This window comes from Burkholderia sp. JKS000303 (assembly GCF_002563755.1).
Lineage (GTDB): Bacteria > Pseudomonadota > Gammaproteobacteria > Burkholderiales > Burkholderiaceae > Burkholderia > Burkholderia anthina_B.
In genome coordinates this window covers 888,423-914,148 of record NZ_PDBZ01000003.1, presented here as the reverse complement: position 1 = coordinate 914,148, position 25,726 = coordinate 888,423, and the positions used below count along the sequence as shown (strand labels likewise).

27 protein-coding genes are annotated in these 25,726 nt (G+C 69.1%); 16 read left to right on the top strand and 11 right to left on the bottom strand.

From position 1 onward, the window contains the following. Positions 1-148 precede the first annotated feature (148 nt). Positions 149-580, bottom strand: coding sequence for an Lrp/AsnC family transcriptional regulator (locus BX604_RS32100; protein WP_006479718.1), 432 nt, complete (start codon positions 578-580; stop codon positions 149-151). A gap of 294 nt (positions 581-874) precedes the next feature. Here BX604_RS32100 and BX604_RS32095 point away from each other — a divergent pair, with 294 nt between their 5' ends. Then, positions 875-1,954, top strand: a complete 1,080-nt coding sequence (locus BX604_RS32095; protein ID WP_098554808.1) for an ornithine cyclodeaminase — start codon at positions 875-877, stop codon at positions 1,952-1,954. A gap of 69 nt (positions 1,955-2,023) precedes the next feature. Then, positions 2,024-3,025, top strand: coding sequence for a citrulline utilization hydrolase CtlX (ctlX, locus tag BX604_RS32090; protein WP_098554807.1), 1,002 nt, complete (start codon positions 2,024-2,026; stop codon positions 3,023-3,025). A gap of 87 nt (positions 3,026-3,112) precedes the next feature. Here the strand turns inward: ctlX and BX604_RS32085 are convergent, their stop codons facing one another. The 4 genes from BX604_RS32085 to BX604_RS32070 all read right to left on the bottom strand — a co-directional run bounded on the left by BX604_RS32085 (position 3,113) and on the right by BX604_RS32070 (position 9,003). After that, on the bottom strand, positions 3,113-5,869 hold the full coding sequence (locus tag BX604_RS32085) for an Hsp70 family protein (RefSeq protein ID WP_098554806.1): 2,757 nt from the start codon (positions 5,867-5,869) through the stop codon (positions 3,113-3,115). 5 nt (positions 5,870-5,874) lie between these two features. Further along, entirely contained in the window at positions 5,875-7,716 is a 1,842-nt protein-coding gene (locus tag BX604_RS32080) for an Hsp70 family protein (RefSeq protein ID WP_098554805.1), read from the bottom strand. Next, complete coding sequence (locus tag BX604_RS32075; protein WP_098554804.1) at positions 7,713-8,303, bottom strand: DUF2760 domain-containing protein; 591 nt, start codon at positions 8,301-8,303, stop codon at positions 7,713-7,715. The genes BX604_RS32080 and BX604_RS32075 overlap by 4 nt, the downstream gene beginning before the upstream one ends. A gap of 259 nt (positions 8,304-8,562) precedes the next feature. Further along, entirely contained in the window at positions 8,563-9,003 is a 441-nt protein-coding gene (locus BX604_RS32070) for an RrF2 family transcriptional regulator (protein WP_098554803.1), read from the bottom strand. A 149-nt stretch (positions 9,004-9,152) separates the two neighbouring features. Between BX604_RS32070 and BX604_RS32065 the strand changes: the two genes are divergently transcribed. The 5 genes from BX604_RS32065 (at position 9,153) to BX604_RS32045 (ending at position 14,147) form a co-directional block, all read left to right on the top strand. Next, the gene (locus BX604_RS32065; protein ID WP_098554802.1) at positions 9,153-10,067 is read left to right on the top strand and encodes an NAD(P)/FAD-dependent oxidoreductase; all 915 of its coding nucleotides are present in this window, start codon (positions 9,153-9,155) and stop codon (positions 10,065-10,067) included. A gap of 11 nt (positions 10,068-10,078) precedes the next feature. Next, positions 10,079-11,038, top strand: coding sequence for a LysR family transcriptional regulator (locus BX604_RS32060; RefSeq protein ID WP_098554801.1), 960 nt, complete (start codon positions 10,079-10,081; stop codon positions 11,036-11,038). Between the two features lie 111 nt (positions 11,039-11,149). Next, the gene (locus BX604_RS32055; protein WP_098554800.1) at positions 11,150-12,280 is read left to right on the top strand and encodes a DSD1 family PLP-dependent enzyme; all 1,131 of its coding nucleotides are present in this window, start codon (positions 11,150-11,152) and stop codon (positions 12,278-12,280) included. Positions 12,281-12,423: 143 nt separating this feature from the next. Beyond that, positions 12,424-13,395 carry an ornithine cyclodeaminase family protein gene (locus BX604_RS32050; RefSeq protein ID WP_098554799.1) on the top strand — a complete coding sequence of 324 codons (972 nt, stop codon included), beginning with the start codon at positions 12,424-12,426 and terminating at the stop codon, positions 13,393-13,395. Between the two features lie 29 nt (positions 13,396-13,424). Next, a complete protein-coding gene (locus BX604_RS32045; protein ID WP_098554798.1) occupies positions 13,425-14,147 on the top strand; it encodes an HAD family hydrolase in 723 nt (240 codons plus the stop codon). A gap of 75 nt (positions 14,148-14,222) precedes the next feature. Here BX604_RS32045 and BX604_RS32040 read toward each other — a convergent pair whose 3' ends face one another. Both BX604_RS32040 and BX604_RS32035 read right to left on the bottom strand, forming a co-directional pair. After that, positions 14,223-14,840: a glutathione S-transferase family protein gene (locus tag BX604_RS32040; protein ID WP_098555204.1), complete on the bottom strand. Its 618-nt coding sequence runs from the start codon at positions 14,838-14,840 to the stop codon at positions 14,223-14,225. A gap of 120 nt (positions 14,841-14,960) precedes the next feature. Next, entirely contained in the window at positions 14,961-15,329 is a 369-nt protein-coding gene (locus BX604_RS32035; RefSeq protein WP_098554797.1) for a YciI family protein, read from the bottom strand. An 82-nt stretch (positions 15,330-15,411) separates the two neighbouring features. Between BX604_RS32035 and BX604_RS32030 the strand changes: the two genes are divergently transcribed. Then, complete coding sequence (locus BX604_RS32030; protein WP_098554796.1) at positions 15,412-15,879, top strand: MarR family winged helix-turn-helix transcriptional regulator; 468 nt, start codon at positions 15,412-15,414, stop codon at positions 15,877-15,879. A gap of 12 nt (positions 15,880-15,891) precedes the next feature. On the opposite strand, the gene BX604_RS32025 is transcribed toward BX604_RS32030, so the two are convergent. Beyond that, a complete protein-coding gene (locus BX604_RS32025) occupies positions 15,892-16,485 on the bottom strand; it encodes a TetR/AcrR family transcriptional regulator (RefSeq protein WP_098554795.1) in 594 nt (197 codons plus the stop codon). Between the two features lie 118 nt (positions 16,486-16,603). On the opposite strand from BX604_RS32025, the gene BX604_RS32020 reads away from it, so the two are divergent. The 4 genes from BX604_RS32020 to BX604_RS32005 all read left to right on the top strand — a co-directional run bounded on the left by BX604_RS32020 (position 16,604) and on the right by BX604_RS32005 (position 19,967). Continuing rightward, positions 16,604-17,659: a saccharopine dehydrogenase family protein gene (locus tag BX604_RS32020; protein WP_098554794.1), complete on the top strand. Its 1,056-nt coding sequence runs from the start codon at positions 16,604-16,606 to the stop codon at positions 17,657-17,659. Next, on the top strand, positions 17,646-18,413 hold the full coding sequence (locus BX604_RS32015) for an isocitrate lyase/PEP mutase family protein (protein ID WP_098554793.1): 768 nt from the start codon (positions 17,646-17,648) through the stop codon (positions 18,411-18,413). The genes BX604_RS32020 and BX604_RS32015 overlap by 14 nt, the downstream gene beginning before the upstream one ends. A 102-nt stretch (positions 18,414-18,515) precedes the next feature. Further along, positions 18,516-19,073: a carboxymuconolactone decarboxylase family protein gene (locus tag BX604_RS32010; protein WP_098554792.1), complete on the top strand. Its 558-nt coding sequence runs from the start codon at positions 18,516-18,518 to the stop codon at positions 19,071-19,073. Positions 19,074-19,121: 48 nt separating this feature from the next. Further along, positions 19,122-19,967, top strand: coding sequence for a helix-turn-helix domain-containing protein (locus BX604_RS32005; protein ID WP_098554791.1), 846 nt, complete (start codon positions 19,122-19,124; stop codon positions 19,965-19,967). A 29-nt stretch (positions 19,968-19,996) separates the two neighbouring features. Here the strand turns inward: BX604_RS32005 and BX604_RS32000 are convergent, their stop codons facing one another. Continuing rightward, the gene (locus tag BX604_RS32000) at positions 19,997-21,208 is read right to left on the bottom strand and encodes an MFS transporter (protein ID WP_098554790.1); all 1,212 of its coding nucleotides are present in this window, start codon (positions 21,206-21,208) and stop codon (positions 19,997-19,999) included. Between the two features lie 111 nt (positions 21,209-21,319). Between BX604_RS32000 and BX604_RS31995 the strand changes: the two genes are divergently transcribed. Continuing rightward, the gene (locus BX604_RS31995) at positions 21,320-22,309 is read left to right on the top strand and encodes an AraC family transcriptional regulator (protein WP_098554789.1); all 990 of its coding nucleotides are present in this window, start codon (positions 21,320-21,322) and stop codon (positions 22,307-22,309) included. Between the two features lie 83 nt (positions 22,310-22,392). On the opposite strand, the gene BX604_RS39220 is transcribed toward BX604_RS31995, so the two are convergent. Continuing rightward, complete coding sequence (locus BX604_RS39220; protein WP_175800695.1) at positions 22,393-22,560, bottom strand: hypothetical protein; 168 nt, start codon at positions 22,558-22,560, stop codon at positions 22,393-22,395. 47 nt (positions 22,561-22,607) lie between these two features. Beyond that, on the bottom strand, positions 22,608-24,521 hold the full coding sequence (locus BX604_RS31985; protein WP_098555202.1) for a DUF3857 domain-containing transglutaminase family protein: 1,914 nt from the start codon (positions 24,519-24,521) through the stop codon (positions 22,608-22,610). 351 nt (positions 24,522-24,872) lie between these two features. Between BX604_RS31985 and BX604_RS31980 the strand changes: the two genes are divergently transcribed. The 3 genes from BX604_RS31980 (at position 24,873) to BX604_RS39215 (ending at position 25,631) form a co-directional block, all read left to right on the top strand. Further along, the gene (locus BX604_RS31980) at positions 24,873-25,058 is read left to right on the top strand and encodes a hypothetical protein (RefSeq protein ID WP_096500306.1); all 186 of its coding nucleotides are present in this window, start codon (positions 24,873-24,875) and stop codon (positions 25,056-25,058) included. Positions 25,059-25,155: 97 nt separating this feature from the next. Next, the gene (locus BX604_RS31975; protein ID WP_098555200.1) at positions 25,156-25,431 is read left to right on the top strand and encodes a hypothetical protein; all 276 of its coding nucleotides are present in this window, start codon (positions 25,156-25,158) and stop codon (positions 25,429-25,431) included. 41 nt (positions 25,432-25,472) lie between these two features. Beyond that, positions 25,473-25,631, top strand: a complete 159-nt coding sequence (locus tag BX604_RS39215; RefSeq protein ID WP_175800696.1) for a hypothetical protein — start codon at positions 25,473-25,475, stop codon at positions 25,629-25,631. The last annotated feature ends 95 nt before the right edge of the window (positions 25,632-25,726 follow it).

Genomic DNA, 25,726 nt, shown 5'->3' with positions numbered 1-25,726 from the left:
TCCGAGCCTGAGTCGAAGCGCTGCCGCAACCGGCTCGCGGCCACGGCCGAACACGGCGTCCGACGCTGCCCGATACGATCGGCCCGGCCATGCGCCCGCGGGCGCCACTGGCCGGCATCGCCGGAAACGCCGGGCCGCGGCCGCCGCGTCACGCCTTGTGCGTCGACAACAAAATACTCGTCTCAGTATTCGCGATCCCGTCGATCAGCCGGATCGCGCCGAGCACGCGATCGAAATGCTCGAGCGAATCGGCGTGCAGCTCGGCGACCAGATCCCAGCGCCCGTTCGTGCTGTGGATCGACGCGACGTTCGGATGCCCGCGCAGCACCTTCACCACTTCCGCGCCGCGATTGCCCTGCACCGCGATCGACATCAGCGCGCGGATCCGGTGCCGCTCGGCCGCCGGCTTGAGTCGCACCGTATAGCCGACGATCACGCCGTTCTTCTCCAGCCGCGTCAGCCGGTTCTGCACGGTCGCGCGCGCGACGCGCAGTTCCTTCGCCAGCGCGACGACCGGCAGCCGCGCGTTATCGCGCAGCAGCGCGATGAGCTGCCGGTCGACGTCGTCGAGCGTAATCATGAACGAACCTTCCTGTTGAGCGTGAACCGGCCGCAAGCGTGCCGGACATTGCGCATTCCGACCAGCATGAATTGAGCAAACTGCCGGATATGGCAAGCAATTTGACAAGTCTAGCGATAAATCTGCCACTTTTGCCGTCTTTTTGTTGGCTCGACTCCCGGAAATAATGACTCTATCGACCGGCAGAACCCGCCGCGACGCCGCTTTTCATGGAGCCGGGGCCCGGGCCGCAGCGCCCGCCCCGGTCGACCAGAACGCCGGACATCCGATCCGGCAAAAAATGGAGACAAACCGATGACCCGCTTCCTCGACGTTCCCGCCACCGCCCGACTGATCGCCCAAACCGGCGTCACGCCGTTCCTGCGCGAACTCGTCGACACGCTGCGCGCCGATTACCTGCACTGGGCCGACTTCGACAAGTCGCCGCGCGTGGCCTGCCATTCGCGTAATGGCGTGATCGAACTGATGCCCGTCGCGAACGACTCGCTGTTCGCATTCAAGTACGTGAACGGCCACCCCGTGAACGCCGCGCGCGGCATGCACACCGTGATGGCGTTCGGCGCACTCGCCGAAGTCGACACCGGCTACCCGCTGCTGCTCGCCGAACTCACGCTGACCACCGCGCTGCGCACCGCCGCCACCTCCGTGCTCGCCGCGCAGGCGCTCGCCCGCCCCGACTCGCGCACGATGGCGCTGATCGGCAACGGCGCGCAAAGCGAATTCCAGGCGATCGCGTTCCACACGCTGCTCGGCATCGAAGAGATCCGCGTGTTCGACGTCGATCCGCTCGCCACCGACAAGCTCGTGAAGAACCTCGCCGCGTATCCGGCCCTGCGCGTCGTGCGCGCCGCATCGACCGCCGATGCCGTGCGCGGCGCCGACATCGTCACGACCGTCACCGCCGACAAGGCCTACGCGACGATCGTCACGGCCGACATGATCGAGCCCGGCATGCACCTGAACGCGGTCGGCGGCGATTGCCCTGGCAAGACCGAACTCGACGCGGGCGTGCTGCACGCGGGCCGCGTGTTCGTCGAATTCGAGCCGCAGTCGCGCATCGAGGGCGAGATCCAGCAGATGCCGGCCGACTTCCCCGTCACCGAACTGTGGCGCGTGCTGCAAGGCGAGACGAGCGGCCGCGAACGCGCCGACGAAGTCACCGTGTTCGACTCGGTCGGCTTCGCGCTCGAAGACTATTCGGCGCTGCGCTACCTGTACGCGCTCGCGCAGCAGCACAACGCCGGCATCGAGATCGCGCTGATTCCGCCGGCCGTCGATCCGAAGAACCTGTTCGCGCTGATCGACGATCCGGACGCGATCGCCCAGGGTCACGCGACGTTCGTCGCCGAAGCCGTCGCCGCCTTCGCGCGCTGACCGTCACGGGCGGCGTGCGCGCCGCCCCGTTTCTCGCCTCTCGCCTCTCGCCTCTTGCCACTACCGTTCATGAATCTCGTATCGATCCAGGCGCCGGCCGCCGTCGTGATGATCCGGCCGCACCGCTTCCTGCCGAACCCGCAGACCGCCGCCGACAACGCGTTCCAGCGCACGGCCGCCGGCGGCGCACGCGACACGACGTCGGTATCCGACGCCGCGCGCGACGAAGTCACGGCCGCCGCGCAAACGCTCGCCGACGCCGGCGTGCGCGTGCACGTGTTCGACGACCACGGCGAGCGCGACACGCCCGACTCCGTGTTCCCGAACAACTGGTTCTCCACGCATCCGGGCGGGCACGTCGCGCTGTTTCCGATGGCCAGCCCGAACCGTCGCCGCGAGCGGCGCGCCGACGTGATCGAAATGCTGAAGGCCGACTACCGCGTGCAGGACGTGATCGACTACTCGGGGCTCGAATACGACGACGTGTTTCTCGAAGGCACCGGCGCGATGGTGCTCGATCACGTCGCACGCATCGCCTACACCGCGCGCTCGCGCCGCGCCGATCCGGTCGCGCTCGAACGCTTCTGCACGAACTTCAACTTCGAGCCGATCTGCTTCGACACGGCCGACGCGAACGGGCGGCCGATCTATCACACGAACGTGATGATGAGCGTCGCGACCGAGTTCGCGATGGTGGGCCTCGACCTGATCGCCGATCGCCGACGCCGCGACGAAATCGCCCAACGCCTGACCGAAACGGGCCGCACGGTGATCGCGCTCGACTACGCGCAAATCGCGAATTTCGCGGGCAATACGCTGGAACTGTCGGGCAAGGACGGGCGCGTGCTCGCGCTGTCGCGGCGCGCATTCGACTGCCTGACCGGCGAGCAACGCGCGACGATCGAGCGCTCGGCGCGGCTGCTGCCGCTCGACGTGCCGACGATCGAGCTGGCCGGCGGCTCGGTGCGCTGCATGCTCGCGGGCATTCATCTCGCGCGGCGCACGTCGCTGCATGACGTGAAGGAAAGCGAATCGGTGGCGCAGCCGCGCGAAGCGGTAGCGGCCGCCTGAGAGAACACCGGTCCGCCATTGCAGCGGACTGTCCGACACAACCGGATGCATCGATCGCCGAACGGGATCAATGCATCCGTTCTTCATTCAACCGGCCAACAGCTTCAGCCCGGCCGGCAGCGTTTCGCCGAACACGCGCGCCGTGTCGGCTTCGTCGAACGCGATCGCTTCGCGCACCATGTCGATCCACGTCGCCGATGCATTGGCCGCCGACAAACGCCTGATCACCGCTTCACGCGTATCGTCCGGCAAATCGCGTTCGCGGTCGCCGGTCATGCGCGCGATTTGCGCCGCCGCGAACGCCGCGGGTTCGACCTGTTTCCAGTCGAGCGCGAACAGCGCGTCGAGCCAGCGGTTCGCCACGTCGGCCGGCACGACACTGTGCGCGCTGCCGTAGAACGGCCGGCGCGCACCGATCCGCCCGAGCGCCCATGCGCACAGCGTGCGCTCGGCCGGCTTCTGCAATTGCCCGATCAACCGCTCGGCCAGTTCCACCTTGCGCTCGACCGGCAGCCGTTCGAGCGACGCCGACAAGCGCGTCATGTCGGCGGGGCCGACCTTCGCCGGATCGAACGGCAGCTTGCGGCGCTTGTCGTCGGACGGTTCGAGGAACGCGATCGCATCGCGCACCTGCGTCTGCGCATCGTCGTCGAGGCCACCGGCCGCGCGCCGCCACAGCGTCCACCATTCGGACCACACCTGCGCGTCGTTCACGTACTGGATCCCGTCGTCGAACAGCGGCCAGAGCTGCTCGATGCGCCACGCGTCGAGCGGATGACCGAAACCCGGACGCAGGCAATAGCCGGCGAGATTCAGCCACGCGCGTTCGTGATCGGCCGAACGCCGGCGCCGACGCGCACGCGCGAGCAATGCGTCGAACAGTTCGCGCGCGAGCGCGACGTCCCACTCGTCGCGCGGGCCGAGCACCTGCTCAAGTTGCGCGCGCAACCGTCGCGTGTCCTTCGGCGTAACGTCCGCGGCCTTGCCGCCGAACGAACGATCGATCAACTCGATCGCGTGGTCGACACGCGGATGGCGCGCGAGCGCGGCGTCGTCGCCCTGCGCGGGCGCATCGCCGCGCAACTGGAATTCGAGCCGCCAGCGGCGTGACGCATCGTCGGTCGCGATGCAGTGCATTTCAAGCGTGCCGACCTCGGTCAGCGACGCGGTGAGTTTCACCGGCGTTTCGCGCGCGTCGCTGCCGGCCTGGCGGTCGACGACCGTCGCGATCGGCGGCAGCCGCACGAAATCGCCGCCGTCCAGGTCAACGAGATCGCCGGGCTGGTACACGGTATCGGCGACCGTCGACACGAGGTGGAAACGCACCGGCTGCCCGAGCTGCAGCGCGAACGTGCGATCCTCGAGCCGGATCTCGCGGCCTTCTTCCGAACCGCGCGGCAGCAGGCAGACGCCGCGCGCGGCCGTGTCGCCGGCGCCATCGTCGAGAACCAGGAAATAGCTGCGCGCCGAGCCGCCGCCGATGCGCGGCGCGTGCCCTGCCCGCGCGAGCCCGTAGGCCACCGCGCCGCGGGCGACCGCGACGTCCGGATGCGCGTTGTGCAGCACGTCGAGCGGCGCGCCGCGCCACGCGCCGAGCGTCTGCGCGAGACGGCCGGCGAGCGCGCCCGCGCGGAACACGCCGCCGTTGAGCAGCAGCGTGTCGGGCAGCGGGCCTTCCGCATGACGGTTCAGGAACGCGGCGACGTGCCGCGTGACGGCCGCATCGCTCGCATACGGCAAGCCGAATTCGACGATCGCGGCCCGCGCGCGGCGCGGCAGCTCGCCGGCCTCGACCTGCGGAAAGAAACCGTCGACGACGATCTGCTCGACTTCCTGCCGCGTGAGCTCGGCCGAGCGCGCACCGCCGACAAGCTTGCTGCCCGCGCCGAGCAGCGTCACGGTGACGGACGCGGGCGCGTCGTCGCCGAGCAACCGCTCCTTCGCCGCGCGGCAGCGTTCGACGAGCTGCGACAGGCTCGCGGCCGACAGCCGCGCGCCGGGCTCGGTCAGCCGCGTCTCGACCAGGCGCGCGAGCGCGAGGTCCATGTTGTCGCCGCCGAGCATCAGGTGATTGCCGACGCCGACGCGCGTGAAAGTCGGCGCGCCATCGTCGCCCGGCGCGACGTCGACGAGCGTGAGGTCGGTCGTACCGCCGCCGACGTCGCAGATCAGCACGCGCCGCGCCGCGGCGAACGTGTCGCGCAACGTTGCGCGCTGGCCGTACAACCAGTCGTAGAACGCGGCCTGCGGCTCTTCCAGAAGCCGCAGCGCCGGCAGTTTCGCGCGCCTGGCGGCCTCGACCGTCAACGCACGCGCGCCGTCGTCGAACGACGCAGGCACCGTGAGGATCACGTCCTGCTTCGCGAGCGGCGCATCGGGAAAGCGTGCGTCCCAGGCGGCACGCACGTGCGCGAGATAGCTCGCGCTCGCATCGACCGGCGACACCTTGTCGACGCCGTCGGCCGCACCCCACGGCAGAATCGCCGCGAGCCGGTCGACCGATGCGTGCGACAACCAGCTCTTCGCGCTGGTCACGAGCCGGCCCGGCACCTGCGCGCCGAGCGTGCGCGCATAGCGGCCGATCACGGCCGGCGGCGCCTCGGCGGCGCCCGCCTTCGTGCCGGCCTTCGGATCGGCCGCCCACGGCAGGCGCAGCGCGTCCGGCGGCAGTTCGCCCGCCGCCGGGTGATAACGTACCGACGGCAGCAGCGGCTGCGCCGCCACCGCGCCGGGGCCGACCAACTGCTCGACGTCGAACACGCGGATCGCGTCGGAGCCGGCCTCGACGTATGCGACGACCGTGTTGCTCGTGCCGAGGTCGATGCCGACCGTATAGCGCTTCATCGTGCTCAGGCGGCGCCGCGCACGTCGAACTCGACCTTCCAGCGCTCGTCCGTGCCGCTCGGGATCGCCTCGAGTTCGAGCGTGCCGGCTTCGGTCACGCGCGCATGCAGCTTCACCGGCACGACCTCGCCGACCGTGCGCCCTTCGGCGGGCAGCGTCGCCTGGATTTCCTCGAGCTCCTGCAGTTCCTCCGGCGACCAGTAGTCGAGCAGCGTGCCGACCTGATCCTGGCGTCGCACCGACGAGCCGAAGAAGCGGAACTGCACCGGTTCGCCGACGACGAGGCCGAACTCCTGCGGCGGCAACGCCGCATCCGAGCCTTCCTCCATCCCGAACGGCGCGACGCACAGCGCCTGCACCGGCGGCTCGAGCCCCGGCACCGCCGGCATCGCAGATTCGATCGCGACGTAGTACGCCCGCGCCGTGCCGCCGCGAATGCGCACGCCACGGCCGCGCTTCACGAAGCCGTAGTAGGCCGCGCCGCGCGCGACCGCGAGATCGAGATCCGCGCCTTCGAGCAGGCGCGCGGGCGGCGCACCTTCGGCGGCGAGCCAGCTGTTGAGCGTATCGAGCACGCGCTGCGTGAGCAGCGTCGACTTGAACACACCGCCGTTGAACAGCACCGCGGTCGGGTGCAGGAAGGTCGCGCCTTGCGGCAGCGTGCGCTGCACGCCTTCGAGCGCGTCCAGCGCCGCGACCTGACGGCCGAGGAACGCCGCGAGATGGCGCGTGATGCCCGCGTCCTGCGCATACGGCAGGCCGAGCTGCGTGAGGCCGACACGCGCGCGGCTCACCGGGCGCGCCGCCGCGTCGACTTGCGGGAAGAAGCCTTCGAGGATCGTCTGCGTGAGTTCCGCGCGCGTCAGTTCCGTGCGGATCGAGCCGCCGATCAGCTTCGAGCCGCGGCTCGGCACGACGAGCGGCACCGCGTCGGCGGTCGGATCGGACAGCAGCGTTTCCTTCGCCGCACGGCATGCGTAGGTCAGTGCGCGCAGTTGCCACGGGTCGGCCTGCGTGCCCTGCTGCGCGAGCTTGCGCGCGACCACGTGCGCGAGCGCGAGATCCATGTTGTCGCCGCCGAGCAGGATGTGCTCGCCGACCGCCACGCGATGCAGTTCGAGATTGCCGTCGCGCTCGACCACCGCGATCAGCGACAGGTCGGTCGTGCCGCCGCCGACATCGACGCACAGGATCAGATCGCCGACCTGCACCTGCTTGCGCCAGCCGCCTTCGCTCTTCTGGATCCAGCTGTAGAGCGCCGCTTGCGGCTCCTCGAGCAGCGTCATCCGCGAGTAGCCGGCGGCACGGGCGGCTTCCGCCGTCAGTTCGCGCGCGGCCGGGTCGAACGATGCGGGGATCGTGACCGTCACGTCCTGATCGGCGAACGGCGCATCGGGATGCGTGTGGTCCCACGCTTCGCGCAGGTGCGTCAGGTAGCGGATCGAGCTTTCCAGCGGCGACACGCGCGACACTTCGGGCGGCGCATCGCTCGGCAGAATCGCCGCGCGGCGGTCGACGCCCGCGTGGCCCAGCCAGCTTTTCGCGCTCGACACGAGGCGGATCGGCGTGCCCGCGCCGCGGGTGCGCGCCATCTCGCCGACCGCGAAGCCGCGCGAGGCCGTCCACGGCAGCGTCAGGTCGCCCTGCGTCAGCTCGCTTTCATGCGGAAGATAGAGGAACGACGGCAGCAGGTCGCGCGACTCCAGCGCGCCGGGCGCGGTCAGTTGCGCGATCGGCAGCACCTGCTGCGTGATCTTTTCGCCGTCGCTCGCGGCGCTGTCGACGTACGACAGCGCGCAGTGGGTCGTCCCGAGGTCGATACCGATCGAATAGCGCGGATCGCTCACAGTTCCACCTCCGCCGGTGCGATGACCGCTGCGTCGTGGCTGCCCGTCAGCTTCGGCAGGCGCACGTCGGCCACACGCCAGCCGCGATGGCTGACCGTGCCCGTGAAGGGTGCTGCGCCGACCACGTTGCCCGTCACGCGCACGGCCGTCGCGTCGAAGCCGGCCGGCAGCGTCACGCGGCTACCTTCGGCTTCGTCGCGCACCGGCACGATCGTGAAGTGTTCGCGCAGCGCGGCGCGGCAGCCGTCGTGCACGAGGCGGGCGGCGGCGCCGATGTCGGCGTCGCCGTAGCCGGCGATGTCTTCCTCGACGAAGTCGATGAAGCGGGCGTCGCGCTGCAGCAGGCCGAGCAGTTGCAGGGCCGCTTGCGGGCTCGCTTCGCGCAGCTCGGGCGCCGGCGCCTTCACGGGCGCAGGCGCCGGGGCCGCGGCGGGAGCCGGCGCAACCGGGGCCGGAGCAACCGGCGCCGGGGCGCCGTCGCGCACGCGCAGCACGCCGGCCGCGAATTCGCGGTTGCCGATCACGGAGAAGAATGTGCCGACGGCCAGCGATAGCCGGCCGAAGAAGGACAGGTTCGATTCGGGCATGGGGTCTGGACTCCTGTGGGCTCGCGACACGGCGAGCATCTTGCCTGGGCGCCCGGCGGCGGCGTGCGATTGCGCACCGCCGCCGCCCGGCGCGTGATTCGGACGCACCCTCGCGGGTGCGGAAAACCCGTATTTTGCCCTGTGGCGGGCAAACCGGGCAGAAGTTGGGGGACAGATCGCGGCGGCGCCTGCGTTTCGCGCCGCGCCGGATTGCGTCGGACTACACGCTATCGCGGGCCGAAGGCGATGTTGCGGCGCATCAGCGCGGCTTGCGACGGCGCGCGGCCTTCGCTTCGAATTCGCGCGACAGCATGCCGAGCGTGACTTCGCCGAAGCGCGCGAGCAGCGCCGTCTCGGCCTCCTTCAGCGCCGCCGACAGATGCGCGTTGACCGCCTGTTCGACGAGGCATTCGGGCGTGTCCTCGGTCACCAGGTCGGAGAACACCGGCGGCTCGCCCACCGCGCGATAAACGTCGAGCAGCGTGATGTCGTCGAGCGCGACGCTGAGCGCCCAGCCGCCGCCATGGCCTTTCTCCGACTGCACGTAGCCGCAATCGCGCAGCCCGCCGAGCAGGCGTCGCACGACGACCGGGTTCGTGCACAGCATCGTCGCGATCGCGTCCGACGTCAGCGGGCCATCGGCCTGGTCCATGTGGATCAGCGCATGCAGCATGCGCGACAAACGGCTATCGGTTCTCACGGACGGGCGGCTCCCACTCTCGAAACTTCTGAAGTTGCATGAATGATATCACCGACCTATCATGCAACTTCTCGTGTTTCATGAGTTGGCCGCCATCGAAGCACGTCTTTCGCTCGTATGAACCCAGGAATCAGGCAAGGAGTGGACACATGCAGATCCATCATGACGTGATCGTGGTCGGCGGCAGCTTCGCCGGGCTGTCGGCCGCGATGCAGCTGGCGCGGGCGCGACGCCGCGTGCTCGTGATCGACGCGGGACGGCCGCGCAATCGCTTCGCCGAACATGCGCACGGTTTTTTCGGGCAGGACGGCAAGCCGCCTGCGGAGATCGTCGCGCACGCCGCCGCGCAACTGGCGGCCTATCCGACCGTGCAGCGGATCGCGGGCGAAGCGCGCGCCGCCGAGCGCGACGCGAGCGGCCGCTTTCACGTGACGCTCGCCGACGGCAGCCGCGCGAGCGCCGACCGGCTGATCCTCGCAACCGGCATTCGCGACGAACTGCCCGCGTTGCCGGGGCTTGCGGAACGCTGGGGCGTCAGCGTGCTGCATTGTCCGTATTGCCATGGCTACGAGGTGGCCGGTCGGCAACTCGGCGTGCTGGCGACGCATCCGCTGTCCGTGCATCAGGCGATCCTGATTCCGGACTGGGGGCCGACGACGTGGTTCACGCAGGGCGTCGTCGAAGCGAACGAAGCGGAAGCCGCGTTGCTCGATGCGCGTGGCGTGCGCATCGAACGGTCGCCCGTCGTCGCCATCCTCGGCGATGCGCCGCGCATCGACGCGTTGCGGCTCGCGGACGGGCAAGTCGTTCCGGTCGATGCGTTGTTCATCGGTGCGCGAACGGCGCTGGCGAGCGATCTCGCGCAACAGCTCGGCTGCGCGTTCGACGAAGGGCCGCTCGGGCAGGCGATTCGCGTCGATACGTGGAAGCAGACGAGCGTGCCCGGCGTGTTCGCGGCCGGCGACGCGTCGAGCCTGATGACGAATGCGACGTTCGCATCGGCGTCGGGAGTGGCAGCCGGGGTAGGCGCGCATCGGTCGTTGATTTTCGGGCTCGGCGCGTGATGTGAGGTTTAATGGTCGGCATACCCGGCATTAAGAGACATGCAATGCTCGACCTCGAAGACCTCCGACTGATTCGCGCGATCGGCGCATCGCGCTCCCTGGCATCCGCCGCACGCTTGCTCGACCTCACGCCGCCCGCGGTCACGATCCGCCTGCAGCGGATGGAGACGCGGTTGAACGTCAGGCTCGCCGTGCGGCAGTCGAAAGGGATCGCGTTGACCGACGAAGGGCAGCGGCTGTACCAGGAGGCCGTCGTGATTCTCGAGCGCGTCGAGGCACTGCCGGTCAGTATCGCCGGCGACCACGGCGACGTGCAGGGCACGCTGCGCGTGGTCGCGCCGTTCGGCTTCGGACGCAAGTACGTCGCGCGGATCGTGCGCGACGTGCAGCGCGCGCACCCGAAGCTCGAAATCTCGCTGCATCTGTCGGAGAGCCCCTTGACCAGCGCATCGGGCGCCGACGTGGTCGTCCATGTCGGCAGCCTGAAGTCGTCGTCGTGGATCGGCTATCCGCTCGCACCCAACGAGCGCTTACTGTGTGCGAGCCCCGGTTACGCGCGCCGGATCCGGGAACTGAACCACCCGTCCGATCTCGCCCGCTACGACTGCCTGTGCCTGCGCGAGAACGACGAGGACATTCCGCGCTGGCGCTTCTCGCAGGCCGGCGATGGCAAAGGCGAATCCAGACGATCTGCCGTGATCCGCGTGACGGGCGCGCTGTCGTCGAACGACGGCACCGTCATCACCGACTGGGCATTGGCCGGGCTCGGCATCGTCGAGCGCTCCGAGTGGGACGTCGCGCCGTTGCTCGCCAACGGCAAGCTCGTCAGGCTGCTGCCCGACTGGCATCTGCCGCCCGCGCCCGTGACCGCACTGCTGCCGTCGCGCACCGGCCGCTCCGCGCGGCAACGGGTTTTCCTCGAAGCCGCGACGCAGTTCCTCAATCCGCCACCGTGGCGCGGCAACGCATGAGCCGCATCCGTCGATTAAATCCCGCTTAATGGTCGATTTGCCATCCATTAAACGCACGGCCCTCCAAACGCCCTACAGTGTTCGCATCGGCAACCCTCAAGGCAACCCATCATGGGCATCTCTCTCCCGAACACCCCCGCCGCATTGATCGACGCCGGTCGCATGCGTGCCAACATCGCGCGCATGCAGGCCCATCTGGACGCGCTCGGCGTCAGGTTCCGTCCGCACGTGAAGACGACCAAGTGCCAGCACGTCGTCGACGCGCAAATCGCCGCCGGTGCGCAAGGCATCACGGTGTCGACGCTGAAGGAAGCCGAACAGTTCTTCGCGGGCGGCGTGCGCGACATCGTCTACGCCGTCGGCATGATTCCCGCGAAGCTCGGCCAGGCGCTCGCGCTTCGCCGACAGGGTTGCGACCTGAAGATCGTCGCCGACAGCCTGCAGACCGCACATGCCATCGCCGAATTCGGACGCGAGCACGGCGAGCGCTTCGACGTCTGGATCGAAGTCGACGTCGACGGCCACCGATCGGGGATCGCGCCCGACGACGACCTGCTGATCGCCGTCGGCCGTGCGCTGGTCGACGGCGGCATGACGCTCGGCGGCGTGCTCGCGCATGCCGGCTCCAGCTACGAATACGACACGCGCGAAGCGCTGGTCGCGCTCGCCGAACAGGAGCGCAGCCGCACCGTGCGCGCCGCCGGGCGCCTCAGGGCGGCCGGATTGCCGTGCCCGGTCGTGAGCATCGGATCGACGCCGACCGCGCTGTCGGCGGACAACCTCGACGGCGTCACGGAAGTCCGCGCGGGCGTGTACGTGATGTTCGACCTCGTGATGCACAACATCGGCGTGTGCGCGCTGTCCGACATCGCGCTGTCGGTGCTGACCACCGTCATCGGACACCAGGAGGAGAAAGGCTGGGCGATCGTCGACGCGGGCTGGATGGCAATGAGCCGCGATCGCGGCACGCAGCGGCAGGCGCGGGATTTCGGCTACGGGCAGGTGTGTACCGAGGACGGCGACGTGCTGGGCGAGTACGTCATGAGCTCGGCCAATCAGGAGCACGGCATCGTGTCCCGCATCGGTACGCCGGACACGGGCATCGCGCAGCGCTTCCCGATCGGGACCCGTTTGCGGATCCTGCCGAACCACGCATGCGCGACCGGCGCACAGCACCCGGAATATCACGCGCTCAGCGGCGACGGGGCCGTCGAGACCTGGCCACGCTTCTACGGGTGGTAAGCAGCGTCGCGGCCGGTAATGCGCCGATTTTCAGCGAGAAACCCCGCGCCGCGCGTGTGTCCGCACGATATTGACTATTTGTCCACATCTGGACAAAATATAAAAATCGCAATTCGTATTGCACCGCTACAGGCTCGCCCATCATGCCGACAGACGCCCAACTCCTTCTTCTCGACCGGGATGTCGTCGAGCCGGCCCTGCAAGCCGAACAGGTGCTGGCCGCAGTCCGCGAAGCCTTCGTGCTGCACAGTCAGCGCGCCGGCCGCGTGTTCCCGGTCGTGCGCGAGAAGCTGCACACCGGCGGCGTGTTCGGCATCAAGTCGGGCGACGTCGCGAGCCAGGATCTGCTCGGCTTCAAGGCGGCCGGGTTCTGGCCCGCCAACCGGAACCGGGGCGGCGAGCCGCATCAGGCGACCATCGCGCTGTTCGATCCGGCCACCGGCCGCCCGCTCTGCATCATGGACGGCAATGCGATCACCACCGCCCGCACCGGCGCGGCCGGCGGCCTCGGGCTGCGGGCGCTCGCTCGCCGCGACAGCGCGCGAATCTGCGTGTTCGGCACCGGCGTGCAGGCACGCGTGCAGCTCGACTATGCGATCCGGCTGCTGCCGCAACGGTGCACGGTGCAGTACGTGAACGTCAGCGGCGAAACGGATCCGGAGTTCGAATCGGCCTTCCACGCACGCTGCGACATCCGCGTCGCGCGGGATCGCAACGATGCTGTGGCCGACAGCGACGTGGTCATCACGGCGACGCCGGGCGGCGGCCCGCTGTTCGACGCCGACGCGGTTCAGCCCGGCACCCACCTGACCTGCGTGGGCGCCGATACCGCGGGCAAGCGCGAACTGCCCGACGGCGTCTTGCAGCGTGCGCGCATCGTCGTCGACGATCACGAGCAGGCGCGCAGCATCGGCGAGTGCCAGTGGGCGCCCGATCTGCCGCGCACCGAGATCGGCGACGTGCTCGCCGGGGCCGTACCGTTCGATCGCCCGGCGCGCGACATCACCGTCTTCGACATGACGGGCCTCGCGCTTCAGGATCTGACCGTTGCGCGTTTCCTGTATCGGCAGGCCGTCGACAACGGGACGGGCCGCTCGATCCCGTGGCCGTGGTGAGCGGCGGTTGCGTGGTATCTTCCATCGCCATGCGCCTCAACCACGTTTCCGCCCTCTCGCTCGATCTCGACGACACGCTGTGGCCGTTCGGACCCTCCGTCCAGCGGGCCGAAGCGTCGCTGCATGCGTGGCTCACCGAACATGCGCCCAACACCGCGGGCGTGCTGCCGACGCCGCACGCGCTGAGCGCGTTGCGCGACGAATACGAGCGCCTGCGGCCGGATCTCGCCAGCGACTATCGTGCGATGCGAATCGGGTCGATCCGGCTTGCGCTGGAACGCGCGAACGAAGACGTCACGCTGACCGACCGCGCATACGACGTGTTCTATTCCGCGCGGAACCAGGTCGAGTTCTTCGACGATGCGTTGCCGGCGCTCGCGTGGTTGAGCGCGCGGTTTCCGCTGATCGCGGTGACCAACGGCAATGCGGATTTGCGGCTGACCGGCGGCGGCGAGTTCTTTCGTGAAACGCTCAGCGCGCGGGCGTTCGGGTTCGCGAAGCCGGAGCCGGAGATCTTTCATGCGGCCGCCGCGGCGCTCGGTGTGCCTACGGCGGAGCTGCTGCATGTCGGCGACGACTTTCACCTCGATATCGTCGGTGCGTTGAATGCGGGGTTGCAGGCGGCTTGGGTGGTGCGCGATGAACGCCCGGAAGCGGAGCAGGCGGCGCATCGCGCCCCGTCCCCGCATCTGACCGTTCGCGACTTGTCGGCGCTGTGTCGTGCGCTGGGTGGGCCTGTCGGGGGAGCGTAGCCGCAGGCCGGCGAGATTGCGTGGTCGATCACGCCAACCGACATGACCGACCACCCTTTCGCACCACTTCCCCCCTCACGCCGCCTTGCGCGCATCCGCGATCCGCTGCGGCGCCTTCGGCCGCGCGTACAGCCGATCGACATACGCACGCAACTGCGGAAACGCATCGATCAGATGGCACTCGCTGGCCCAATCGATCAGATACACCGTCACGCAATCGGCCACCGTCAGCGTATCGCCGACGATGAATTCGCGCCCCTCCAGATGCCGGTCGAGAATCGCGGCCATCGTCGCGAAATCCTCGCGCGCAAGCGCGATATCGGCCGGCAGCCGCTTCTCGGGCGGATAGATGAACGAATGCCGCGTGATGCGCCACAGCGGCTGCTCGAGCTCCGTCACCGCGAACATGACCCACCGGTATGCCTGCGCACGCAGCGCCGGATCGACGGGCAGCAGCGCCTTCTCCGGATACTTGTCCGCGAGATACAGCACGATCGCGGCGGACTCCGGAATCACGAGATCGCCATCCACCAGCACGGGCACCTTGCCCGCCGGATTGAGACGCAGGAATTCGGGGCGCTTGTGCTCGCCCGCCAGCAGGTTGACCGATACGAACTCGAAATCCGCATCCAGCTCCTTGAGCCCCCAGAGCGCGCGTTGCGAGCGCGTGCCGGCGAATCCGTAAAGCTTCATCGCAGTGTCTCCATCGAAAATGTCGGTGAAATGTCCGTATGCAGGCACCGGCGCATCGACCGCGATCGCGACAACCCTCACCGCCATCACCGCGACGACGCGCACCGCGCCTGCCGCCGTTCACATGCCCGGCACGGCAAGCACCGGCATCACGTCGATCGTCTCACCCGGGAACAGCGTGAAATGCGGATGACCTTCGAACAGCGCGGCCGCCGCCTCGTGCGACGCGGCGCGCACCACGGTGAAACCGCCCATCGCGTTGGCGCTGTCCTTCACGCCGCCCTCTCCGATGGTCTTGGTCTTGCCAAGCGGCCCGCCGAGCTCGACGACCGCGTCGCGATGCCGTTCAACCCACGCATGCCAGGCGGCGATGCCTTCCCGCTCGCGCGTGCGCCGCTCCTGCTCGGGCAACGCCATCCAGGCCTTCATGCGCGGGCTCTCCTTGCTGCCGAGGAATACCGCGAGATACAACTGCTGTTGAGCACTCATGCTTCCTCCGTCCGATGGCGGGCACGGCAGGACGCCGCGCCTCGCCCTTGACAAGATAGGTTGATATCAACACAATTGCAACATGGCACGCAAAGAAAAGCTTCCCTTCGAAACGACGCTGATGGTGCGCGATTGCTGCCTGTGCCTGCACACGCAGCGCGCGGCGCGCAATCTCGCGCGCATCTTCGACGATGCGCTGCGCCCGCTGGATCTGACCAACGGCCAGTTTTCGCTCTTGATGTCGCTGAACCGGCCGCAGCCGGCCGCGATGAAATCGGTCGCGTCGCTGCTCGCAATGGATCGCACCACGCTGACCGCGGCGCTCAAGCCGCTCGAGCGGCGCGGGCTGGTCACGATCGCGCAGGATCCGGACGACAAGCGCAGCCGCCTGCTGGCACTCACGCCGGCCGGCCAGCAGCTGCTCGCCGACGCGTTTCCGGTGTGGCAGCAAACGCATGCCGACATCGAACGGCCGTTCGCGCCGGGAGAAGTCGACCGGTTGCGCGGCCAGTTGCGCGCGCTGTCGGAGGATCCGGCTACGCGAGACTGACGCGCGCACCGCTCACTTGCGGCCCTTCTTCGGCATCAGCAATTGCGCGAATTCCTGCAGGAAGCGCACGGGCCCGTGCGCGTGCAGCGCCTGCCCGCTGCTGAGCGCGCCGTCGATGACGGTCGCGAGCCGCAGCGCGTACGTTTCCGGCTCGTCGATCCGCATCGCGTCCGCAAGCTCGGTCAGGCGGCGCCGCAGTTCCTGCTTGTGCGCGACGGCGACCTTGCGAGCCGGATGATTGCCGTCCGCATACTCGGCGGCGATATTGATCTGCGGGCAACCGCGATAACCGGGGCGCGCGATGCGCTCGCCGATCCATTGAAGCTGCGCATCCAGCTCCTCGCGCGGCGTGCGCCGGTACTGCGCCGCCACCGCATCCCAGTGCGCCCAGAAATCCGCGTCCTCGCGCAGCAGGAACGCCTCGATCAGGTCGTCCTTCGTCGCGAAGTGCCGATACAGGCTCGTCTTCGCGACACCCGCCTGCGCGACGATCAGATCCACCCCGACCGCCCGCGTGCCCTCCCGATAGAACAGCTCGCTGGCCGTTTGCAGAATGCGCTCGCGCGTATCGGGCGCGCTCCCGTTCGTGTTCGTTCCCTTTTTCATTGAAGCCCGGCCGTCCAGGCCGCCTGTCCCGCGAAAGTGCATCCGATGATAGCACTTGGAGGTTGACGACGCTACAGGTCTGTACTATAAAACAGACCGTTCTGTATCGGAGTTGATCATGAACGATCAAATGACGGTTGCAGTGTATGGCGCCACGGGTCACACCGGGCGATTCGTGCTCGCGGAACTGGCGCGGCGCGGCCTCGGCGCGATCCGCATCGGGCGCGATGCCGCGCGGCTGGCGCAAGACGGCAACGACGCGGCGCCGTGGCGCGTCGCATCGGTCGACGATCCGGCCTCGCTCGACGCCGCGCTGCGCGGCGCGCATGCCGTGATCAACTGCGCGGGGCCGTACCTGGATACCGCGCTGCCGGTCGCCGATGCGGCATGGCGGGCCGGTATCCCGTATCTCGACCTGACGGCCGAGCAGCCGTCGATCCAGGCACTGACCGAACAGCGCGACGCGCACACGCGCGCCGCCGGCGTGACGCTCGTGCCGGCCGCCGCGTTCTACGGCGGCCTGGCGGACCTGCTCGTCACGGCCGTGGTCGACCCGAACCAGCCGATTGATCGCGTCGACATCGCGACCGGCCTCGACAGCTGGCATCCGACCCGCGGCACGCGCGTGACCGGCGAGCGCAATCATGCGACCCGGCTCATCCTGAAGGGCGGCAAGCCGACCGCGGTGCCGTCGGCCGCCCGCGAACGCAGGTGGCCGTTCCCGTCGCCGCTCGGTGACGTCGACGTGACGCTGCTGCCGTTTTCCGAAGTCATGACACTTGCGCGACATCTGCCTGTCGATACGATCGAGTCCTGGCTCGCGACGCTCGCGCTGCGCGACGTCCGCGATGCCGGCACGCCGGCGCCGCAACCGGTCGACGCGCTCGGCCGCTCCGCGCAGCAATTCGCGATGGACGCCGTCGTCGTGCAGAACGGCATCACGCATCGCGCAACCGCGTCGGGACGCGACATCTACGCGGTCAGCGCACCGATCATCGTCGAGGCGACGGTTCGCCTGCTCACAGGCAGGACGCTGACGTCGGGTGGCGTCCGCAGCCTAGGCGAACTGTTCGATGCGCGTGATTTCCTCGCGGCGCTCGATACGGTGACCGTATCGTTCGGCACGACTGCCGATCCCGTTTTCACCAGGAGAGACGAGTATGAGCAGCAATAACAAAGAGAAAGGCGCGTATTTCCGTTCGCTTCACCGCGCAGGCGAGCCGCTGGTGCTGTTCAACGTGTGGGACGCCGGCAGCGCGCGTACCGTCGCCGATGCGGGCGGCGTCGCGCTGGCGACCGGAAGCTGGTCGGTCGCGGCCGCCAACGGTTTCAGCGACGGCGAGCAGATGCCGAAGGCGCTGATGATGGAAGTGCTCGCGCGGATCACCCAGGCGACGGATCGGCCGGTCACCGTCGATCTCGAAAGCGGCTATGGCGAGCGGCTGGAGGAGGTCGCCGACACGATCGCCAGCAGCATCGAGGCCGGCGCGATCGGCTGCAATCTCGAGGACAGTTTCCCGGCGACGGGCGAGCTGCGCACGGTCGACGATGCCGCCGCACGTCTCGCGGCGGCCCGGCAGGCAGCCGACCGAGCGGAGATCGGCTACTTCATCAACGCGCGCACCGACGTGTTCTTCAAGGCCGCGGCCGACACGCACGACGAACGGCTGCTCGACGCGGTCCTGACGCGCGCACGCGCTTATGCGGCGGCCGGCGCCGACGGCCTGTTCGTGCCGGGCCTGCGTTCGCCGGCGCTGATTCGCGCGCTGACGGCCGCATCGCCGCTGCCGGTGAACATCATGCGCGTGTCGGAAACGCCGACGCTGGCCGAACTCGCCGGATACGGCGTCGCGCGCATCAGTCACGGGCCGTACCCTTACCTGCAGGCGATGAAGGCGCTTGCGGCGGTGGTCACGCAACGCGCATAACCCAACCGATTACATCCGATGTAATTGGCGTGCGGCGCGGCTGTCCCTACGCTTCAGGTGTCGCGCCGCCATGCCGGCGGCGCTCATCGCCCAGGAGGCGTCATGTCCCGCTATCCGCTTCATACGATCGACTCGGCCCCTGCCGAGTCGAAGCCTGTCCTCGAGCAACTCCGCACAACCTTCGGCATGGTCCCGAACATCGCGGCGGCCATGGCCACCTCGCCGGTGCTGATCAACGGGTTCATCGGCCTGTTCGAGCGCGTGCACGCGAGCAGCCTCACGGAGCCGCAGATCCAGACGCTGCTGCTTACCAATGCGGTCACGAACGCCAGCGAATGGCCGGTCGCCTTCCACACCGCGCTCGCCTTGCAACAGGGCGTGCACGCCGCCGACGTCGATGCGATCCGGCGCGGCGGCCTGCCCGACGACGCAGCGCTGGCCGCGCTGTCGGCGCTGGCGCGCGCACTGATCGAAACCCGTGGCCGCGTGGCGGAAGCCGGCCGGCGGCGCTTCCTCGACGCCGGCTTCAGTGCCGAACAGTTGCTCGAAGTGATCGCGGTGGTCGCCGCATCGACGATCACGAACTACGTCGGCAGCGTGGCGCGGCCGGCGCTCGAAGCGCCGTTCGAGGCGTTCGCGTGGCATGCGGACGCCGCGTGAGTTCGATATAGTCGTCGGCATCGCTCACGGAACGATCAGGACAACGCGATGAATGCGAGCACCCGCGATCCGAACGCGCCGCCGCCTGAACTGGGCCGGCTGTTGCGCTACTGGCGCGACCTGCGCGGCGTGAGCCAGCTCGACCTGTCGCTCGACGCCGGCATCTCGCAACGCCAGATCAGCTTCATCGAAAGCGGACGCAGCGTGCCCGGACGCGACACGCTGCTGACGCTGGCGCAAACGCTGGACGTGCCGCTGCGCGAGCGCAACGCGCTGCTGCTCGCCGCCGGATACGCGCCCGTGTATTCGGACGCGCCGTGGGACGCGGCGGAAATGCATGGCGTGATCCGCGCACTCGAACGGGTCGTCCGCCAGCACGACCCGTTCCCCGCGATCGTCATGGACCGGCACTGGAACGTGCTGATGAGCAACGACGCGGCGCCGCGCTTTTTCGGCTGTTTCATCGACATGGCCGCACGCGAAGGCCCGCGCAACCTGCTGCGCCTGATGTTCGATCCGTCCGGCATGCAGCCGTTCGTCGCCGACTGGGACACCGTGTCGCGCAGCCTGCTGCAGCGTGTGTACCGCGAATCGGTCGGTCGCGTGATCGACGACGATACGCGGCGACTGCTCGACGACCTGCTTGCCAGTCCGCATGCCCCGCGCGACTGGAACACGCCGCCGGCGCCGGCCGCCGCACCGTCGATGCCGGTCGTTCCGGTCGGCTTCGTGCACGAAGGCGTCGTGCTGCGCTATTTCTCGTTGATCACGACGGTCGGTACGCCGCAAAGCGCCGCCGCGCAGGAACTGCGGATGGAGTGCATGTTCCCCGCGGACGACGCCACCGAAACACGTCACCGGCAGTTGCTCGACGCACACGCGCCGACGCGCTGAGCAGCGCGCCGCCGGCGCTCACGCATCGGTCACTCCGCCAGCGCCGCCGCCACCCCGACCCGCCTCGGCACGCCGGTCACGATCGTCGCCACCGCGACGGCCAGCACCGCGGCCGCGCCCAGGAACACGCCGCCCGCACCGTTCGCGTCGAACACGACGCCGCCCACCGCCGCGCCCGTCGCGATCGCGAGCTGGATGGCCGCGACGATCAGCCCGCCCGCGCTCTCGGCTTCGTCGGGCACGGTGCGCGTGACCCACGTCGACCACGCGACCGGCACGCCGCCGAACGCCATCCCCCACAACGCGACGAGCACCGCGTCGAGCATCGGCGCGCGGCCCAGCGCGACGAGCGCGACGCCGAGCACGACCATCAGCGCGGGCATCCCGATCAGCATCGGCCGCAGCCGGTGTTCGAGCACGCGGCCCGCGAGCGACGTGCCGACGAAGTTCGCGATGCCGTAGCCGAGCAGGATCGCCGACAGCCCGTTCACGCCGACGCCCGCCACCTGTTCGAGGAACGGCCGCAGATACGTGAAGAACGCGAAATGCCCGGTGAACACGAGGATCGTCGCGAACATCCCGAGGCCGACGGTCGGCCGGCGCAGCACGTCGACGAGCGTGCGCAGCCGCGTCGTGCCGCTCGGCGGCATCGACGGCAGCGTCATGACCTGCGACACGAGCGCGACGCCGCCGATTCCGGCCGCGATCAGGAACACGTTGCGCCAGCCGATCAGGTGCCCGAAGTAACTGCCCATCGGCGCGGACGCGATCGTCGCGACCGCCACGCCGCTGAAGATGATCGACAGCGCGCGCGGCACCATCGCGGTCGGCACGAGCCGCATCGCGGTGGCCGTCGCCATCGTCCAGAAGCCGCCGAGCGCGACGCCGAGCACGACGCGGCCGACCAGCAACGTCGTCAGGTTGGGCGCGAACGCGACCGCGAGGTTCGATGCGACGAGCAGCACCGAGAAAGCGAGCAGCACGCGCCGCCGGTCGATCGTGCGCGTCAGCGCGGAGATCAACAGGCTCGTGACGAGCGCGACGGTCGCGGTGGCCGTCACGGCCTGACCGGCGACGCCTTCGGTCACGCCGAGACTGTCGGCCATCGGCGTGAGCAGGCTCGCGGGCAGGAATTCGGCGGTGACGAGGCCGAACACGCCGAGCGTCATCGCGAACACCGCGCCCCAGGCCGGTTCGCGGGAAGCCGCCGTGGCGGCGGTAGAGGACATTCCGGGATTCATGCGTGGTTCCGTATGAAAAAAGCGTTCCAGTGATGGCGTATCGTAAGGAACCCCGTCAGGACGGTCTATGACATACAATCCGCTCTTATTGATCGAACGTCCGAATCTGATATGTCCGAGCCTCTGCTTCCCGATGTACCCGACGCGCATGACCTCGTCAGCGAGCTGCTGCTCGGCATGCGCCTGAGCGGCGTGCAGTACCGCCGGATCCAGGTGCCGCGGCCGTTCGGGCTGAGCTTCGGCCATGCGCCGGGCCGCGCGCAGTTCCATTTCGTCGGGCGCGGGCCGGTACTGCTGCGCGACGCGGCCGGCACGACGGTGCAGCTGGAGGCCGGCGATGCGATCCTGCTGCCGCACGGCCTCACGCATGCGCTGATGTCCGATCCGGACGCCGCGTGCCGCGAGATCGGCGGGTTCGAGGTCGCGAAGATCTGCGACACGGTCGCGTCGGTAGGCGCGACGTCGTGCGCGACGACGGAGCCGGGCGCCGGCGACGCGCTGATCTTCAGCGCGTGCATGGAGCTCGATCTCGGCGGCATGCAGCCGCTCGTCGGGACGATGCCGGCGTTCATGCACGTCGGCACGCTGCTCGCGCGCTACCCGGAAATCCGGCCGATGCTCGATGCGATGGAGCGCGAATCGTGCTCCGCGCGGGCGGGCTTCGCGGGCATCCTGGCGCGGCTCGCGGACGTGGTCGCCGCGTTCATCGTGCGCGGCTGGGTCGAATGCGGCTGCGGCGACGCGACGGGCTGGGTGCAGGCGCTGCGCGAACCGAAGCTCGGCCGCGCGATCGTCGCACTGCATCGCGATCCGGGGCGGAACTGGAGCGTCGCGGAACTGGCCGCCGAAGCCGGCGTGTCGCGCTCGGTGTTCGCCGAACGCTTTCTTGCCGCCACCGGGATGACGCCGGTGCGCTATCTGACCGAACTGCGGATGCGGCTCGCCGCGCAGTGGATCGCACGCGACCGCGAAGCGATCGAGGCGGTCGCATACCGGCTCGGCTACGGGTCGCTCGCCGCGTTCAGCCGTGCATTCAAGCGCGTGGTCGGCCGGCCGCCGGGCGCGGTGCGCGCGGAAAGCGACACGCACGCCGACGCGTGACGGGGCTCGCGCGACGCATGCCGATGCGCGCGCCGGCCGCGTCGGGTCGCACGCTCACGCGCCGCCGGCCGTGACGGCCCGGCTCACCCGCTGCGCGCGTCGAGCTCGTCCATCAGCGCCGTCGCACATTGCACGGCAAGCGCCGCACACTGTTGCGCATCCACCGGCGCGCCGTTCATCACCATGCCCTGCACGATCCGGCCCAGCAATTCCTTCGACAGGTCGGCGATCTCGTATTCCCGTGTCGTCATGTTTCCCTCCTGTGCGTCGATCGTGACGCGCGCCGCGTCCGCCGCGCTCAACGCTGCTGCGCACGCACGACGATCTGCGCCTGCGTGTCGCGTTCGATGCGTTCGAGCGACGCACGCAGCGCCGTGAACTCATCGGGCGTGCAGACCTGGCGGCCGAACGCCGCGCTCATCCGGCGCGTGATCTGCACGACGCGCGCGGCCGGGTCGAACACGTAATGCGACGTGAAGTCGATGAAGCGGTCGTGCACGACCGTATCGGCCGGCAGGTCGGTCACCGCGACGTCGGCCGGCAGCGCGATCTGGCCGGTCTCGTCGAACGCGCCGCCGATGCACACCCACGGTTGCGTGCGCGCGGGCTCCGTCAGCCAGCCTTCGACCTGCGTCGCGATCCCGCCCGTCAGGCTCGACAGCGCGGGCACCGCCGTGGTGCCGTCCGGCCACACCAGATGATCGAGCGTGCCGGTCATCGTCACGTCGAACGGCCCCTGCGTCACGCGGCGATCGCTCGTCGCGATCTGCGCGCGGCCACGCAGCCCGCTTTGCCGCACACGCTCGTTCGCGAGCTGCCGGATGCGCTCGGGCGGCGCGCGGCGAAACAGCGTGCGTTCGAGTTCCGCCGTCCAGCCGTCGTCCTCGATGAGCGCGTGGAAACGCGCGGTACCCGGCTGTGCGGCATCGATCTCCAGCCGCGCGACCCGGCGGCGCGGCTGCGTGGCCGGCGTACGCGACAGCACACCGCTATCGACGAGCAGCGCCGGACGATCCATCACGATCGGCGGCAGGTAGCCGAACGCGATGCCGCCCGTCGTCGTGTCCGCGTAGAGCCCGAGATCGGGCAGCCACGTGATCGCGTGATTGATCGCGCCGCCGCCGTAACCGGGCACCGACGGCAGCGCATAGACGGAGCCGAGATTGATCAGCACCGGTTCGCTGCGGATCCCGACGGCCGCGAGCAATGCGCCGAACAGCGCGACGTGATCCTTGCAGTCGCCGTAGCGGTTGCGCAGGATGTCCGTCACCCGATGCGGCGCGGCGGCCGTTTCGCCGAGAAAAAGCGCGACGTAACGCACGTTCGCCTGCACCCAGTCGTACAGGATGCGCGCCTTGTCGTGAGGATCGGCGGCGCCGGCGGTGAGAGCACGCGCGAGTTGAACGACGGCCGGATCGTTCGCGCCCGGGTCGACGGCTGCGTCGCGGTAGCGCGCGGCGAACGCCGCGTAGTCGGGCAGCGTGGACACCACGAGCCGGTCGCCGTAGGTCGGGTAGCCGACCGAGCCGCTCTCGATCCGGTCGTACGGCCCGTGCCGGTAATCGAACTCGTAACGCGTGCGGCCGTTTTCAGTCACGGGCGGCAGCGCGACGTAGCCGCGCGCGTCCGCATGCAGCGGCAGGTCGGCCGGCAGGTCGAAGATCAACCGCTGGCTCTCGACCGGCTCGCGCGACGGCTCGACGTAATAGCCAAAGTAACCGGCGTTGACGCGCTTCGTGCGCGTCTTGCGAAACACGATGCGCGTGCTCGATCCCGCCTCGACGCCGGGAAACACGACGGTGCGCAACAACCCGTCCTGGAACGTCGGCGCGCCGGCCGAACGCGGCTCCTGCACGTCGCGGATGCCGTCGGCGCCGACCGGATGCGCGACGCCGTCGAGATCGATCGTCTCGGCCGCGAGCAGGTCGACCTTTTCCAGGTTCTTGTCGAACCACACGTAGCGCTGCGCGATCGCATCAATCCCGCTCGCATCGTTCGCGCGCAGTGTCGAATCGTCGTGTTCGTCGAGCGATCCGTCGCGCTGGAGCACGAATACGTGGACGTCGCTCACGAGCGTCACCGGCGCGGCGTCGTCCGTCTCCGCGAACGCGGGCCGTGCAAACGCCAGCACAGCCGCAGCGACGACGCAGGCGAGCGCAACAGCGCGCACCGGCACGCGGCCGGTCAATCGGAGGAACGGGAAACGCACCACGTCGAAGCTCTCCGCGCGTTCGTGTTCGGTCGGACGCGACGGGCAGGCATCGACACGGACCACACCCGCGCTCGCGCCGCCCTCGCCCGTCGCTCAAACCAGTGTGGGTGACGTACCCGCGAGCGTCAAGCCGCGCAGCGGCCGCCCGCAGCGCCATGAACGGAGCATGCAGGCAATCGCGCCGCGCGCCATCCATGCAGGTTGTCGCCACTTCGTCGCGCGTACCCCGCGCGATCGCTTTTTATATCATGTTGTGATATATAATTCAGACAGGCAAATCGTGCGCGCACCGTCGCCGAAACGAAGGGCGATCCGGCGAATCCGGCACGCCGACACAGGGAAGGAGACATCATGCTGATCAACAACGATTTCGAAATCGGCTACCTCGTGATTGCGTTCGCGCTGCTGGGCGTGATCCTGTTCGGCGCGCTCTTGACGGCGCTGCACCTCGAACGGTGCCATCCGAAGCTGGTCGGCGCGGCGCTCGGCGCACTGATCGGGATCGCGTTGATCGAAGCGATGCCGCTGCTCACGTGAATGCGGCACGGCAATCGTTCGTCGGCCCCGGTCCTGCCGCAACGTGCGCGTTGACGGCACGGGGTCGGAACGCGCGGCGCCCGCGAAGGGGATCATCATGGAATCACCGCTCTGCATGACCTATCGCCAATGCGAGATCCGCGCGGGCGCGCTGGTCGACGCCGTGGCCGGCGAAGGCCTCGAACTCGGCGCGCTGTACCAGCCGCTCGCCGTCGTGTACTGGTGCGACGCCCGCGGCCGTCACGAGACGCACCTGCTCGACCCGAAACACCACGTGTTCCGTAACGACTCGGATGCGGTCAGGATCTCGATCGCGCTGGCCAAGCGCTTCATCGATACGAAACTCGCCGGCACCTTCATGCCCGCGGGCTGACGTTGCGCGGCATCCCTCGTCCCGACGCTACAGGAGGCGACATGGAAAACGGTATCGTCCCCACCATCGTGCTGCTCGTGATCCTCGTGTTCGCGGTGCTGTTCTTCGCGGAACGGCGCAGCCGCGACCGCACGCGCGACAGGCTGCTGCACCGGGCCGCGCGGCGCTCGCCGCGCTCGCATACGCACCATCACCCGTAAGCGCGCCACGCAAAAAAATCGGCCGGCGGTGCGGCGTCGTTCGACGCGAAACCGTCGGCCTTCCAGTGGAGGTCCGGTTGTCGGGGCAGCCGCGC